The sequence below is a fragment of the Curtobacterium sp. MCBD17_040 genome (genome assembly GCF_003234805.2).
In the GTDB taxonomy this organism is placed as follows: domain Bacteria; phylum Actinomycetota; class Actinomycetes; order Actinomycetales; family Microbacteriaceae; genus Curtobacterium.
In genome coordinates this window covers 1,469,751-1,483,343 of sequence record NZ_CP126273.1, presented here as the reverse complement: position 1 = coordinate 1,483,343, position 13,593 = coordinate 1,469,751, and the positions used below count along the sequence as shown (strand labels likewise).

At 73.3% G+C, this 13,593-nt stretch carries 12 protein-coding genes; 5 read left to right on the top strand and 7 right to left on the bottom strand.

Going from position 1 to position 13,593, the window contains the following annotated elements; genetic code table 11:
• Positions 1-77: 77 nt before the first annotated feature.
• Positions 78-2,060 (top strand): sugar phosphate isomerase/epimerase and 4-hydroxyphenylpyruvate domain-containing protein, encoded by a 1,983-nt coding sequence (locus DEI94_RS07025; protein WP_181441728.1) that lies wholly within the window; start codon positions 78-80, stop codon positions 2,058-2,060.
• 10 nt (positions 2,061-2,070) lie between these two features.
• Positions 2,071-2,370 (top strand): glutaredoxin family protein, encoded by a 300-nt coding sequence (locus DEI94_RS07020; protein ID WP_181441727.1) that lies wholly within the window; start codon positions 2,071-2,073, stop codon positions 2,368-2,370.
• 25 nt (positions 2,371-2,395) lie between these two features.
• On the opposite strand, the gene DEI94_RS07015 is transcribed toward DEI94_RS07020, so the two are convergent.
• On the bottom strand, positions 2,396-3,478 hold the full coding sequence (locus DEI94_RS07015) for a glycerate kinase family protein (protein WP_258375067.1): 1,083 nt from the start codon (positions 3,476-3,478) through the stop codon (positions 2,396-2,398).
• 192 nt (positions 3,479-3,670) lie between these two features.
• Between DEI94_RS07015 and DEI94_RS07010 the strand changes: the two genes are divergently transcribed.
• A complete protein-coding gene (locus DEI94_RS07010; RefSeq protein WP_111025982.1) occupies positions 3,671-5,143 on the top strand; it encodes an aminotransferase class I/II-fold pyridoxal phosphate-dependent enzyme in 1,473 nt (490 codons plus the stop codon).
• Here the strand turns inward: DEI94_RS07010 and DEI94_RS07005 are convergent.
• Complete coding sequence (locus DEI94_RS07005; protein ID WP_111025980.1) at positions 5,130-6,020, bottom strand: helix-turn-helix domain-containing protein; 891 nt, start codon at positions 6,018-6,020, stop codon at positions 5,130-5,132. The genes DEI94_RS07010 and DEI94_RS07005 overlap by 14 nt on opposite strands.
• A gap of 165 nt (positions 6,021-6,185) precedes the next feature.
• Here DEI94_RS07005 and DEI94_RS07000 point away from each other — a divergent pair, with 165 nt between their 5' ends.
• Positions 6,186-7,052, top strand: coding sequence for an oxidoreductase (locus DEI94_RS07000; protein ID WP_220037452.1), 867 nt, complete (start codon positions 6,186-6,188; stop codon positions 7,050-7,052).
• A gap of 48 nt (positions 7,053-7,100) precedes the next feature.
• On the opposite strand, the gene DEI94_RS06995 is transcribed toward DEI94_RS07000, so the two are convergent.
• The 3 genes from DEI94_RS06995 to DEI94_RS06985 form a co-directional block, all read right to left on the bottom strand.
• Complete coding sequence (locus tag DEI94_RS06995; protein WP_111012531.1) at positions 7,101-8,063, bottom strand: helix-turn-helix domain-containing protein; 963 nt, start codon at positions 8,061-8,063, stop codon at positions 7,101-7,103.
• 21 nt (positions 8,064-8,084) lie between these two features.
• A complete protein-coding gene (locus tag DEI94_RS06990) occupies positions 8,085-9,044 on the bottom strand; it encodes a helix-turn-helix domain-containing protein (RefSeq protein WP_111025978.1) in 960 nt (319 codons plus the stop codon).
• A gap of 86 nt (positions 9,045-9,130) precedes the next feature.
• A complete protein-coding gene (locus DEI94_RS06985; protein WP_111008757.1) occupies positions 9,131-9,964 on the bottom strand; it encodes an undecaprenyl-diphosphate phosphatase in 834 nt (277 codons plus the stop codon).
• A 250-nt stretch (positions 9,965-10,214) separates the two neighbouring features.
• On the opposite strand from DEI94_RS06985, the gene DEI94_RS06980 reads away from it, so the two are divergent.
• On the top strand, positions 10,215-12,167 hold the full coding sequence (locus tag DEI94_RS06980; RefSeq protein ID WP_111008756.1) for a potassium transporter Kup: 1,953 nt from the start codon (positions 10,215-10,217) through the stop codon (positions 12,165-12,167).
• A gap of 140 nt (positions 12,168-12,307) precedes the next feature.
• Here DEI94_RS06980 and hxlA read toward each other — a convergent pair whose 3' ends face one another.
• Both hxlA and hxlB read right to left on the bottom strand, forming a co-directional pair.
• Positions 12,308-12,931 carry a 3-hexulose-6-phosphate synthase gene (gene hxlA / locus DEI94_RS06975; RefSeq protein WP_111025976.1) on the bottom strand — a complete coding sequence of 208 codons (624 nt, stop codon included), beginning with the start codon at positions 12,929-12,931 and terminating at the stop codon, positions 12,308-12,310.
• A gap of 61 nt (positions 12,932-12,992) precedes the next feature.
• The gene (gene hxlB, locus DEI94_RS06970) at positions 12,993-13,586 is read right to left on the bottom strand and encodes a 6-phospho-3-hexuloisomerase (protein ID WP_111012840.1); all 594 of its coding nucleotides are present in this window, start codon (positions 13,584-13,586) and stop codon (positions 12,993-12,995) included.
• Positions 13,587-13,593: the final 7 nt, after the last annotated feature.

The window sequence follows — 13,593 nt, the reverse complement described above, 5'->3', positions numbered from 1 at the left end:
CCTCCTCCCTCGGCGTGCGTGCGTGCGGGCGCCGCGGTGCCGCCCCGGTCCGTGCACGTCCCCGCGGAGGTCCGGTCGTGAGGGCCGCGATCGCGACGGTGAGCCTCGGTGGCGGGCTCGAGGAGAAGCTCGAGGCAGTGAGCGCCGCCGGGTTCCGAGGCGTCGAGTTGTTCGAGCAGGACCTCGTGACGGGGTGGCTGCGTCCGGAGCAGGTCGCCGCACGCGCGCGTGACCTCGGTCTCGAGCTCGACGTCTACCAGCCGTTCCGGGACCTCGAGCAGGTGCCGGACGACGTGTTCCGTGCGAACCTGCGGCGCGCGGAGCAGCGGTTCGCCCTCATGCACCGGCTCGGGATCTCCACGATGCTGCTGTGTTCCAACGTCGCGACGGCCGTGTCGGACGACGACGCCCTGGCGGTGGACCAGCTCCGGGCGTTGGCGGAGCTCGCGGAGCGGAACGGGGTGACGGTCGCGTACGAGGCGCTCGCCTGGGGCCGGAACGTGTCGACCTACGACCACGCCTGGCGGATCGTCCGCGAGGTCGACCACCCGGCGCTCGGCATCTGTCTCGACAGCTTCCACATCCTGGCCCGCGGCACGGACCTCGGCACGATCGCGGAGATCCCCGGTGAGCGGATCATGTCGTGCCAGGTGGCGGACGCGCCGGTGCTCGACATGGACGTGTTGCGCTGGAGCCGGCACCATCGGCTGTTCCCGGGCGAGGGCGACTGGGACCTGGCCGGGTTCCTGTCGCACGTGCTCGGCACCGGGTTCGCGGGGACGCTGTCGCTCGAGGTGTTCAACGACGTGTACCGGCAGACCGACCCGACGGTGACGGCACGGGCGGCGTGCCGGTCGCTGCGGGCACTCGAGGACGCGACGCGGGTCCTCCGGTCGGCGGCCGACCGGGACCGCGTGGACGCGGACCCGCGGCACGACTTGGACGAACGGGGCGACACCGGGCGCGGCGCCGAGGAGCCGGGTCGGTCCTCCCGGCCGGCGGCGGTCGGATGGTCAGCGCACGGTCTGGAGGCCCTGCCCGCCGTCCCGGAGCCGGTCACGACCCACGTCGTGCTCGCGCCGGACGCGGAGGGAGCGCTCGTCGCGCTGCTCCGCCGCGCCGGTCTCGCATGCGTGGGGCGGCACCGGACCGGTCGGACGGAGTTGTTCGAGGCGGGCGGCCTCCGGGTCGTCGTCGACGCCGCGCAGGCCGGGCTGGCCGCGCGGGTCGCGGCGGTCGGCCTCGGGGTGGCGGACGCGGCGGCGGCAGCGACGCGGGCCCGGGCGCTCGGGGCGCCGGTGCTGCCCCACGGGTCCGTGCCGGAGGGGACCGACGAGTACGTGGTGCCCACCCCGGAGGGCACCGGCGTGGCGTTCGGTGGCCGCAGCGCGGACGGGACACCGTCCTGGTCCCGGGACTTCGCACCGACCGGCGAACGGGCGTCCGCGGCGGCGTCGGACCTGCTCGGTGTGGACCTGGTCGGGATCACCGTGCCGTGGGACCGCACGGACGAGACGACCGGCTTCCTGCGGGCCGTGCTCGGGGTGGACGGTCCCGTGGCGGCGGACGCCCCGAGGACGGACGGCTTGGCGCGACGGCGGCTCTTCACGACCGGGGCGACGACGACGTCCAGTCCGGCCGTCCGGATCGCGGTGACGACGCCAGCGCCCTCGTCCGATTCGCCGTCACCGACACTCGTCGCGCTCGCGAGCGCGGACGTGGTGGGCACGGTGACCCGGATGCGGGACTCCGGGGTGCGGTTCCTGCCGACGCCGCCGAACTACCACGACGACCTCGCCGCGCGGACCGGCCTGGACGAGGTCACGGTGACGCGGCTCCGGGACGCCGCCGTGCTCGTGGACGTGGACGCATCCGGGACGTACCTGCACGCCGTGGTCGAACCGCTCGATGGCGTCGTGTTCGAGGTCGTCGAGCGGCGGGGCGGGTACGACGGCTCCGGGGTCGGCGACGCGGCGGTCGTCGCGGCGATGGTCGAGCACCACGGACAGCGCCGCGGGGTCGACCGCCGCGGGGTCGCGCGGCGGACACGTCGCGCGTAACGTCGGGTGCATGACCGATGCCGCAGCACCCGACGCCCGCCTGACCACTCCCGACCGCGTCACCATGTACGGCGCTGCGTGGTGCTCGGACTGCCGTCGTTCCAAGGCGTTGCTCGACCGGCTCGCGGTGGACTACGAGTACGTCGACCTCGAGGCGGTGGCGGACGGCGCCACCCGGGCCGAGGCGATCAGCGGCCGGAAGAGCATCCCCGTCATCGTGTTCCCGAACGGCCGGCACGTGGTCGAGCCGTCGGACGCCGAGCTGACCGAGGAGCTCGCGACGGCCAGCGTCGTGGAGCCGGTGGCCTGACCCACGGACGTGGCGCGCGCGCCGCTCATGCGGCGCTCGCTGCCACCGCCAGCCGCGCCCCGGCCGTGCGGGACCACGCGAGCGCGCCCCGCATCGCCGACGCCCGGTCCGTCAGGTCGGTGAGCGCCACGGCGTGCGCGAACCCACGCGGGTCCACGGCGATCTCCCCCGCCACCAGGGCGACCGGGCGCCGTGCGGCCGCGGCGAGCGCCTGCACGACGGCCACGACCTTGCCGCCCGCGGTCTGACCGTCGAACCGTCCCTCGCCGGTGACGACGAGGTCCGCGTGGAGCACGCGGTCGGCCAGGTCGAGGACCTCGGCCACCGCCTCGCCGCCGAGTGCGATGGTCCCGCCCCAGGCCAGGAGGCCGAACCCGGTGCCGCCCGCGGCTCCCGCTCCCGGGGTGTCCGGGTCGACGTCGGGGAACATCGAGGCCCATCGGCGCAACCGTGCCTCGTGCACGGGGACGCGATCCGGTGTGATGCCCTTCTGCGGTCCGAACACGGCGGCGGCGCCCCGGGGCCCGAGCAGCGGGGCGGTGACGTCGGTCAGGATCCGGACGCCCTCCGGGGTCGGACGGAGCGTGGCGCGGTCCACGGCCTCGATCCGGTCGAGCGCGGCACCGCCGGTGTCGTCCGGCCCCAGCGGTGGGCGCAGGCGGAGTCCGAGTTCCCGCAGCACGCCGAGACCGCCGTCCGTCGAGGCGCTCCCCCCGATGGCGAGGACGACTCCGCGTGCTCCCGCCCCGAGCGCGGCGGCGATCGCGGCACCGAAGCCATGGGTGTGGGCGCTGTCCGGCCGGGGATGGTCGAGCAGGGTGATGCCGCTCGTCGACGCCAGTTCGACCAGGCCTCGGCCGTCCGGGAGCCGGAGCCACTCGGCGTGCACCGGCCGGTCGTCGGGGCCGCGCACGACGACCGGGACGCGCTCGGCGTCGGGGAACGCGGTGGCGAAGGCGTCGATCGTGCCCTCGCCGCCGTCGGCCATCGGTGCGAGGTCGAGGACGTCACCGGGCCGCTCGGCGCGCCACCCGTGGGCGAGCGCACGGGCGATGGACGCCGCCGACGCCGTGCCCTTGAACGCGTCCGGAGCGACGAGCACGCGCATCAGGGCCGACCCCGGTCGGGTCCGCTGCCGCCGCTCGCGCCGTCGCTCACGTGGCACACGCTACTGCCGGCGCGCTGGTGCGTCCCTCGGGCGCGCGCTGGTGCGTTCCTCACGCGCGCTGGTGCGTCCCTCGGGCGAGGGCCCGGGACGGTTCCTGGATCGTGGTCGGCGGGCGGACGGTAGACGGGGTGCATGAGCGACGAACTCGACCAGGCCGACGCACCGTTCCTCGACGCCCTCCGGGACTACCACGGCCGCGACCGCTACGGGTTCTCGCCGCCCGGGCACCGGCAGGGCCGCGGGATCGACGCGGACACCCTCGCCGTGCTCGGCAAGGACCCGTTCCGCGACGACGTGCTCGAGAGCGGCGGCCTCGACGACCGGACCTCGTCGAACGGCTACCTGCCCACGGCCGAGGCCCTCATGGCCCAGGCGGTGCACGCCGACACCGTGTTCTTCTCGACCTGCGGCAGCTCCTTGTCGGTCAAGGCCGCGATGCTCGCCGTGGCGGGTGTCGACGGCGGGATCATCATGCCGCGGGACGCGCACAAGTCCGTGACCGCGGGCCTGGTGTTCTCCGGACTCCAGCCGTACTGGGTGACGCCGCGGTTCGACACGGACCAGCACATCTCGCACCCGGCCTCCCCCGAGGACTACCGCGCCGTGTGGCAGGAGCACCCCGACGCCGCGGGCGCGCTCGTGGTGAGCCCGACGCCGTACGGCACCTGCGCGGACATCGAGGGCATCGCCGCCGTGTGCCACGAGTTCGGCAAGCCGCTCATCGTCGACGAGGCCTGGGGTGCGCACCTGCCGTTCTCGGAACTCCTGCCGACGTGGGCGATGAACGCCGGCGCGGACGTGTGCGTGACGAGCGTGCACAAGATGGGTCTCGGGTTCGAGCAGGGGTCCGTGCTCCACCTCAAGGGCGACCTCGTCGACCACGACCACCTGTGGGCGTGCGCGGACATGCTCATGACGACCAGCCCGAACGTGCTCATCTACGCGGCGATGGACGGCTGGCGTCGGCACATGGTGCGGGACGGGGCGGGCCTCATCCGGAGCGCCGTCGACCTGGCCGACCGCACGCGGGACCGCATCGAGGCGATCGACGGGATCCACGTGCTCCGTGACGAGCTCCTCGGCGCCGAGGCGTCGCACCAGCTCGACCCCATGCGGATGCTCCTCGACGTCCACGAGCTCGGGATCACCGGGTACCAGGGACTCGACTGGCTCCGCGAGCACCACCGCATCGACCTCGGCCTGTCGGACCACCGGCACCTCGGCATCGACATCTCGGTCGCCGACGACGCGTTCACGACCGACCGGCTCGTGCACGGGCTCGAGTCCCTGGCCGCGTCGGCGTCGGAGCTGCCACGGTCGCCCGAGGTGCGGATCCCCGACCCGTCGAAGCTGCTGCTCGAGTCCGTCGTCACCCCGCGCCGGGCGTTCTTCGGCGAGTGCGAGAACGTCCCCGCCGAAGAGGCCGCGGGGCGGATCGCCGCCGAGCAGGCGACCCCGTACCCGCCCGGCGTCCCCGCGTACGTGCCCGGGGAACGCCTGACCGCCGAGGTGATCGACTACCTCAGGAGCGGGCTCGAGGCGGGCATGGTGCTCCCCGACCCGACCGACGGCAGCCTCGGCACGATCCGGGTCATGGTCGAGTGAGGTCCTCCGCTGCGGCGGGCCCGGCCGCAGCGGCGGTCGTCGTCGTCGCGGGCGCCGTCGTCGCGGCGAGCGATCCGAGCAGCGCGAGCGCGGCCTCCGATGTCGACCCCGGCTCCGCGTGGTACAGGACGAGCACCTGACCGTCCGTGCCGGTGAGCGCGAGCTTCTCGCGCAGCAGCGTCATCGGCCCGACCTCGGGGTGGACGAGTTCGGTGGGGGCACCCTCGACCGGGCGGACGTCGTGGCGCGCCCACAGGCTGCGGAACAGCGGACTGCGGAGCGACAGCTCCCCGACGACCTCGACGCACCGGGGATCGTCCGTCGCCGCTCCCACGGAGGCGCGGAACCCGGCGACGAGGCGGGCGACCGCGCGGTCCCAGTCGCACCAGAGCTCCCGCTCGGCCGGGTCGAGGAACACGTCGAGCAGGCGGTTCCGCCCGGGCCGGAAGCCGGGGGCGAGGGCTGACGCGTGCCGGTTCGCGGCGAGCACGTCGAACGTCCGGGTCTCGACGAACGCGGGGATACCGAGGGACTCGAGGAGCATCGCGACCCCGGAGGGGACCCGGTCCGGTCCGGTGCGACGGGTCGGAGCACGGTGTGCGCGCTGCGCCGCGAGCGACATGAGGTGATCGGTCGCGGGCGCGTCCAGGCGGAGCGCGTCGGCCAGCGCCGCGAGCACCTGGGCCGACGGGTTGCGGTCGCGACCCTGTTCGAGCCGCAGGTAGTAGTCGGCGCTGACGCCGGCGAGCATCGCGACCTCCTCACGCCGGAGCCCGGGGACGCGGCGGAGGCCGCGGACGGTGAGACCGACGTCCTCGGGTCGGACCTGCTCCCGTCGCGCGCGGAGGTACTCGCCGAGCGGGTTGCCGTCGTCCATGTCCGGCAACGCTAGTCGTCCTCCCGGACAGCGTTCCTGGTCCTGCCGTCCCCAGGAACGCAGGGACGTTCCCGCCGGACGGGCGACACGGCCAGCATGGTCCACGGACGAGGGGACGACCGCGCCAGCCCCGGCCGGCACGTCCTCGTCCGGAGAGGACCCATGATGACCACCACACTCCCCGGCGGCACCTACCGCCTGGCCGACGACCTCGAACTCACCCGCTTCGGGTACGGCGCGATGCAGCTCGCCGGTCCGAACGTGTTCGGCCCGGCCCGCGACCACGACGAGGCGATCGCGGTGCTCCGCACCGTCGTCGAGCTCGGCGTCACGCACATCGACACCGCGGACTTCTACGGACCGTTCGTGACCAACGAGCTGATCCGGGAGGCCCTGCATCCCTACCCGGAGCAGCTGGCCATCGTCACGAAGGTCGGCTCCGTCCGTGGCGACGACGGTGCCTGGATCCACGCGAACGAACCGGACCAGCTCCGCACCCAGGTCCACGACAACCTCGAGCGGCTCGGCGTCGACACCCTCGACGTCGTCAACCTGCGCGTCGGGGGCTTCGACTCCCCCGAGCCGGGATCGATCGGGGAGCGCTTCGCCGCGTTGGCCGACCTGCAGCAGCAGGGGCTCATCCGCCACCTCGGGCTGAGCACGGTGAGCCGCGAGCAGTACGACGAGGCCCGAGCGATCGCCCCGGTCGTCACGGTGCAGAACTTCTACAACATCGCGAATCGACAGGACGACGCCTTCGTGGACCTGCTCGCGGAGCACCGTGTGGCCTACGTCCCCTACTTCCCGCTCGGCGGGTTCACGCCCCTGCAGTCCGACGTGCTCGCCTCGGTCGCTGACCGCCTCGACGCGACCCCGATGGCCGTGTCGCTCGCCTGGCTGCTGCAGCGGTCACCGAACGTGCTGCTCATCCCCGGTACGTCCTCGGTCGCCCACCTGCGCGAGAACGTGGCGGGCGCGGCGCTCGACCTGCCGGAGGACGCCGTCCGCGAACTCGACGCGATCGCGGGCTGACCGAACGGGCCGGCGGCGGGTCTCCCGGGCGCCCGGGGCACGCCGTCGTCAGTCGGCGCGCAGGGTCTCGCGGGGCGACCGCCCGTACTCGCGGAGGTACTGCGTGGCGAACCGGCCGGGGTTGCTGAACCGCCAGTGCGCGGCCACCGCGGCGACCGTCGTGCCGGAGCCGTCCCGCGCGAGCAGGAGTGCCTCGTGGGCTCGCCGGAGTCGCTCACGACGGAGCGCGGTCATCGGGCTGTGGCCGAGCTGCCGGAGGAACGCCGCCTGCAGACCCCGGGGACTCATCCCGGCTGAGGCCGCGATCTCGTCGACGGACAGCTCTTCGGCGGCGTGGGCCTGGATGAACTGCAGGGCCCGGCGCACGCCGATGGGCGAACCCGCTCCCGGGTCGACCGGCACGGGAGTGGCCTGCCGGTCGACGAAGGCCTCGACGAACGCGGCGACCAGGACGTGGAACGTGGCCGCGCGCACGATCGGGCTGTCGACGAGCATCCCGCTCGCGGTGACCTGCCGCACGTGGTCGGCGACGGCCTGCCAGTGCAGTCGGGCGACCTCGCCGTCCGGTGCGTCGTGCACGCGCAGGGCACCGGGCGGCAACCCCATCGTGTCGAACTCCCGGCGCGCGTCCTCCTCGCGGAGCACGATCTGGCGGAACTCGGCGTCCTCCCAGACCACGCGCTTGCGTCCGTCGCGGGGGAACAGGAGCGGCGTGGCGTCGGACCGGACGAGGGTGCCGGCGGCGGTGCTCACCTCGACCCGTCCGGCGTCGAGCGCGATGACGGACCAGAACGGCAGCGGCTGGGACTCCATGACCAGCCGACCCTGCACGCGGACCCGGGCGACCGCGAACCGCCCCTGCCCGGTGACCTCCTGCCGGAACCGGAACGGCCCGTCGGCGACCTCGACGCGCTCGACGTCGAAGGCGTCCCGGAGCGCGACGAGGGCACGGTCCGCCGAGTCGGTGTCGACACGGACGGACCGCCCGGAGCTGAAGAAGACGTTGCGCATCGCGGAAGGAGGGTGTCCTGCTCACTCGGCCCTGAGGGTGTCCTCGGGACCGACGGTGTACACGGCACGGTACCGCGTCGCGAACCGTCGCGGTGACGCGTGTCCCCAGCGCGCCGCGATCGTGTCGATGAGCCCGTCGTCACCCGGCTCGGCGGCGAGGAGGTCCCGGTGCGCCCCGGCGAGTCGCGCGCGCTCGAGTTCGGCCTCGGGCGCTCGCGAGCGCCAGAACCCGAAGGCACGGCGGAGGCCGGCCTCGCTCGTGCCGACGTGCCGGGCGATGTCCGCCACCGTGATCGGGAGTGCGGCGTGGTCGTCGATGTACCGGCAGGCACGGTCGACGGTGGCGAGCATCCGGCGACGGCACGTCCGCTCGCGGTCGTCCGCGCCCTCGGTCGGCACGGACTCGAGCAGCCCGACGACGAGCAGGCGGTAGACCGAGGCCGCCACCAGCGCGCTGCTCCCCGCCGCCCGGCCCTCGAGGACCGCGGCCTGCAGCGCGACGGTCCGGGCGAGGTGCTCGGCACCCTCGCGGGTCGGTGGGAGCGACTGGGCGAACCGGACAGGGCGCGGGTCGTCCCCACGGATCGCCGCAGCGAGGTCGTCGAACCGTGTCTGCTCGAGCCGCACGATCGTCAGGTGCATGTCCTCGGACCGACCGTGGTAGCCGACGCCGTGACGCATGACGAACGGTGCGTCCTGATCGCCCCGCTCGTCACCCCCGGTCCACTCGTAGACCCCGCCACCGGGGACCACGAGCGTCACCCCGCTCGTCTCGGTGCTGCGGCCACCGTCGACGCGCGCGCGGAACCCCCACCGCGTGAGGTCGAGCCGCTCGTCCCGGTACTGCTCGGCGTGGAACCGGAAGTCCGGCCGGTCGGACTCCACGCTCGCCGCGGGCATGGAGCGGCGGATCGCGGCGGTGGCCGCTTCCGGGTCGTCCACGTCGAGGACCGGGCGCCATCCGGACTGCGGCTCCTGCATGGTGCCTCCCCCAGCCGTTGTCGCCAGGGTAGGCCACCGTCGCCGTCGCGTCCGGAACCCGTGGAGGACCGTGGTCGGGGCGGCGATCAGGTCGCGGCGATGACGCCGGTCGCCAGCAGCACCGCGACGACGATCGCGAGCGCCACCCGGTACCAGATGAACACCGCGATGCTGTGCCGCGCGACGAGGCGGAGCAACCAGGCGATCGCGGCGAGGGCGACGACGAAGCTGACGGCGGTCGCGACGAGGGTGGCACCCCAGCCGACCGTGGAGCCGATCGCGCTCGCCTCGGTCGCGGCCTCGTAGCCGCCGGCAGCGACGAGCGCGGGGATCGACAGGAAGAACGACAGGCGGGTGGCGGTGACGCGGTCGAGACCCCGGAACAGACCGGCGCTGATCGTGGCCCCGGACCGCGACACGCCCGGTACGAGCGCGAGCACCTGCACGAGACCGATCACGACCGCGTCGGTCACGGTGGTGCGCTGCTCGCCGCGGTCCTGACGACCGACGCGCTCGGCGACCCACATGACGATGCTCCACAGCACGAGCGCGGCGACGACGACCCACAGGTTCCGGAGACCGCCCGAGATGAGGTCCTTCGCGAGGAACCCGATGAGGCCGATGGGGATCGTCGCGATGATGACGTACCAGGCCAGCCGGTAGTCGTGGTCGCGGTCCTCGCGATGCGCCAAGCCGCGGAACCACGCGCGGACCAGGCGCAGGATGTCCCGCCAGAAGTAGACGATCACCGCGATGATGGCGCCGACCTGGATCACCGCGGTGAAGGCGGTCACGCCCTGGCTGGCGACCCGGAGGCCGAGCAGCTTCTCGACGATCGTCAGGTGGCCGGTACTGGAGACGGGCAGGAACTCGGTCACGCCCTCGACGATGCCGAGCAAGAGGGCCTGGAGCAGATTCACGCCGGACACTCCATCACGGATCTCCCCAGAAACCGCCCACCGTGCTCGGCTCGGCGTCGGAGCCGACGATGCCTCCCGGCCCCGGGAGCGTCCGCCGTTCCCGGGACGACCGCTCGACGGTCCGCCGTCAGCGGACACGGGCTGGGCGATCGTCGTACGCGGCGGACGCGCACCCCGACCGGTGAGAGGATGAGCGGCGGTCCGTCGCCACGATGGACCCCCCACGACCCAGGAACAGGAGCGACGGTCGGTGACAGACACCCGCACGTCCGCACCCGAGAGCACCGAGAGCACCGAGACGACATCGGGCGGACACGGCGGACGCGGTCTCGCCGCGTTGGCCCTGACGGCACTCGGCGTCGTCTTCGGCGACATCGGCACGAGCCCGCTCTACGCACTCCGCACGGTGTTCACGATCGACAACGGGGCGGTCCGCCCCACCCCGGACGACGTCTACGGCGTGATCTCGGTCATGTTCTGGAGCGTGACGGTCGTCGTCTCGATCAAGTACGTGACGATCCTCATGCGTGCCGACAACAACGGCGAAGGCGGCGTCATGGCCCTCGCCGCGCTCGCTCGTCGGCTGTTCGCCAAGCGCTCCGGCCGGGTGGGGGTCTTCATCCTCATCGGGATCATCGGCGTCGCCCTGTTCTACGGCGACTCCATCATCACCCCGGCGGTGAGCGTGCTGTCCGCGGTCGAGGGACTCGAGGTGGCCGCCCCGGGCGTCGCACACCTCGTCGTCCCGATCGCCGGGGTGATCCTCGCCGGGCTGTTCGCCGTGCAGCGCTTCGGCACCGGCCGTGTCGGCACGCTGTTCGGGCCGATCATGTTGCTCTGGTTCCTCGTCCTCGCGGTCGCGGGCGTCGGCATGATCGTGCGTGACCCCTCGGTGCTCATCGGCCTGTCCCCCACGTACGCGTTCGCCTTCGTGTTCGCCCACCCGACCATCACCTTCGTCGCGATGGGTGCGGTGGTCCTCGTCATCACCGGTGCCGAGGCGCTCTACGCGGACATGGGGCACTTCGGGGCGCCGCCGATCCGCCGCGCGTGGTTCTTCGTCGTGTTCCCGGCGCTGACGCTGAACTACCTCGGCCAGGCCTCGCTCATCCTGCGCGACCCGACCGCACGCCAGAACCCGTTCTTCCTGCTGTTCCCGGACTGGGCGCGGATCCCGGTGGTCGTGCTCGCGACCGCAGCGACCGTCATCGCGAGCCAGGCGGTCATCTCCGGTGCGTTCTCGCTCTCGCGTCAGGCGATGCAGCTCGGTCTGCTCCCGCCGCTGACCGTCCGGCAGACCTCCGAGCGCGAGGGCGGCCAGATCTACCTGCCCGCCGTGAACGCGCTGCTGTTCGTCGGCGTCATCGCCGTGATGCTCGCGTTCCGGTCGTCGGAGCGCCTGGCCACGGCGTACGGGGTGTCGGTGACCGGCGCGCTCGTCGTCGACTCGGTGCTCCTGCTCATCGTCGCCCGGCCGCTGTTCAACTGGCATCGCTGGCAGATCGTCCTGGCCGCGGTCGTCTTCGGCGGTCTCGAGCTGACGTTCCTCGCCGCGAACCTGTCGAAGGTCCTCCACGGCGGGTGGGTGCCGCTCCTCATCGCCGCCGCCGTCATCACCGTCATGACGACCTGGCGTCGCGGGCGGCAGCTCGTGACGGACGAGCGGAACCAGAAGGAGGGCTCGCTCGCGGACTTCATCGACCGCGTCCGGTCCGAGGACCCCCCGCGGGTCGACGGGATCGCCGTGTTCCCGCACCCGAACAAGGACACGACGCCGTTGGCGCTCCGCGCGAACTTCGAGCACAACCACGTGCTCCACCACCACGTGCTCATCGTCTCGGTGCAGACCGCGAACGTCCCGCACGTGCCTGCGTCGAAGGCCTACACGTTCGACGACCTCGGCTACTCCGACGACGGCATCGAGCACCTGACGATCAAGTTCGGGTTCTCCGACGAGCCGAACCTCCCGGTCGCACTCCGTCGAGCGTGCGTCGCCGACGTGCTCTCGCTCGACCCGGACGCCGTGGAGCGCGCCTCGTACTTCGTCTCGCGCGGCGCACTCCGGACCGGCCACGGCCGGGGCATGATGCGCTGGCGCAAGAAGCTGTTCGTGGCGCTCGCGCAGAACGCCGCCAACCCGAGCGCACGCTTCGGCCTCCCCTCGAACAGCACCGTGACGATGGGCAGCGACGTCGACGTCTGATCGAGGCTGACCGTCCAGCGGTTCACGGCCCCCGCGCGGCGCGCTGACCGGGCCTGCCGACCGGGGAACCGACACGAGGACCCGTCGCCCGATGGGGCGGCGGGTCCTCGTGTCCGTTCCGAGCGCGGTCCGCGCGTCGCTCAGTGGATGGCGGCACGCAGGGCGGCAGCAGCCGCGGCAGGGTCGTCGGCCGAGTAGATCGCCCCGCCGGCGACCGCGACGGTGGCGCCCGCGTCCTGCACGGCACCGATCGTGTCCGTGGAGACGCCGCCCGCGACCGAGAACGGCACGCCTCCGGCCTTGCCGTCGTCGAGCAGGGTGTCGAACGTGAAGCCCGGCTCGGCCTGCTCGTCGAGGCCGGCGTGCATCTCGACGAACCTCACGCCGAGCGCGACGACCTCCTTGGCTCGTGCGGCCTTGTCGGGCACGCCGATGAGGTCGGCGACGACCCCCTTGCCGTGCTTCGTCGCGGCCGCGACGGCGCCGGTGATGGTGCTGTCACCCGCGACACCGAGGACGGTGACGAGGTCGGCGCCGGCCTGGAAGGCGATGTCCGCCTCGAGTTCGCCGGCGTCCATCGTCTTGAGGTCGGCGAACACCGTCTTGTCGGGATGCGCCTCCTTCACCGCGGTGATGGCCGCGAGCCCGGCGCTCTTGATGAGCGGCGTCCCGAGTTCGATGATGTCGACGTGCGGGGCGACCTTGCCGGCGAGCGCGAGCGCGTCCTCGGTGGTTAGCACGTCCATGGCGACCTGGAGCTGCATGGTGGTTCCTCTTCTCTGGTGGTCCGTGGGGTGGGGTGGGTGCGGGTGGTCCGCGGGAGGGTCATTCGAGGTTGGCGTGCCGGGGCCAGAGATCCGCGGCGGGGATCCCGGAGCGCTGCCACGCCGCGTGGAAGAGGGCGTCCCCGACGAGCACGACGACCTGCTCGAAGAGGCCGCCCGCGTACTGGATCGAGGCGCCGTTGCCGTGCGCCTGCTTCTCGGGAGCCGGCACCAGGACGACGGCGTCGGCGAGGTCGGCGAGCGGGGACGCCGCGACCGTGGTGATCACCGCGACCCGGGCCCCGACCTCGCGAGCGGTGGTGGCGGCGCGGACGATGCCCGTGGTGGTGCCCGAGCCACTGGCGGTGAGCAGGACGTCACCGGACCGGATCGCGGGCGTCGTGACGTCGCCCACGACGTGGACCGTCCGACCGAGGTGCATGAGTCGCATCGCCGTCATGCGGAGGGCGAGCCCCGACCGGCCCGCGCCGTGGACGAACACGCGGTCGGCGCCGTCGAGGAGCGCCGCGACGGCGTCGAGCCCGGTGCCGGCAGCGGCGTCCGCGTCGGCGGTCGTGACGACGGCGTCCGCGGCGGCGCGGAGTTCGTCGGAGATGGCGCGGAGGGCGCGGGCCGGCGTGGTGGTGTCCGTCATCACCACG

Bases quoted from the DNA above. Each gene is read 5' to 3' on its own strand.
- DEI94_RS07000 (WP_220037452.1), top strand. From the start codon at position 6,186: ATGACCACCACACTCCCCGGCGGCACCTACCGCCTGGCCGACGACCTC.
- hxlB (WP_111012840.1), bottom strand. From the start codon at position 13,586: ATGACGGACACCACCACGCCGGCCCGCGCCCTCCGCGCCATCTCCGAC.
- DEI94_RS06995 (WP_111012531.1), bottom strand. From the start codon at position 8,063: ATGCGCAACGTCTTCTTCAGCTCCGGGCGGTCCGTCCGTGTCGACACC.
- DEI94_RS06990 (WP_111025978.1), bottom strand. From the start codon at position 9,044: ATGCAGGAGCCGCAGTCCGGATGGCGCCCGGTCCTCGACGTGGACGAC.
- DEI94_RS07020 (WP_181441727.1), top strand. From the start codon at position 2,071: ATGACCGATGCCGCAGCACCCGACGCCCGCCTGACCACTCCCGACCGC.
- DEI94_RS07015 (WP_258375067.1), bottom strand. From the start codon at position 3,478: ATGCGCGTGCTCGTCGCTCCGGACGCGTTCAAGGGCACGGCGTCGGCG.
- DEI94_RS07005 (WP_111025980.1), bottom strand. From the start codon at position 6,020: ATGGACGACGGCAACCCGCTCGGCGAGTACCTCCGCGCGCGACGGGAG.
- hxlA (WP_111025976.1), bottom strand. From the start codon at position 12,931: ATGCAGCTCCAGGTCGCCATGGACGTGCTAACCACCGAGGACGCGCTC.
- DEI94_RS07010 (WP_111025982.1), top strand. From the start codon at position 3,671: ATGAGCGACGAACTCGACCAGGCCGACGCACCGTTCCTCGACGCCCTC.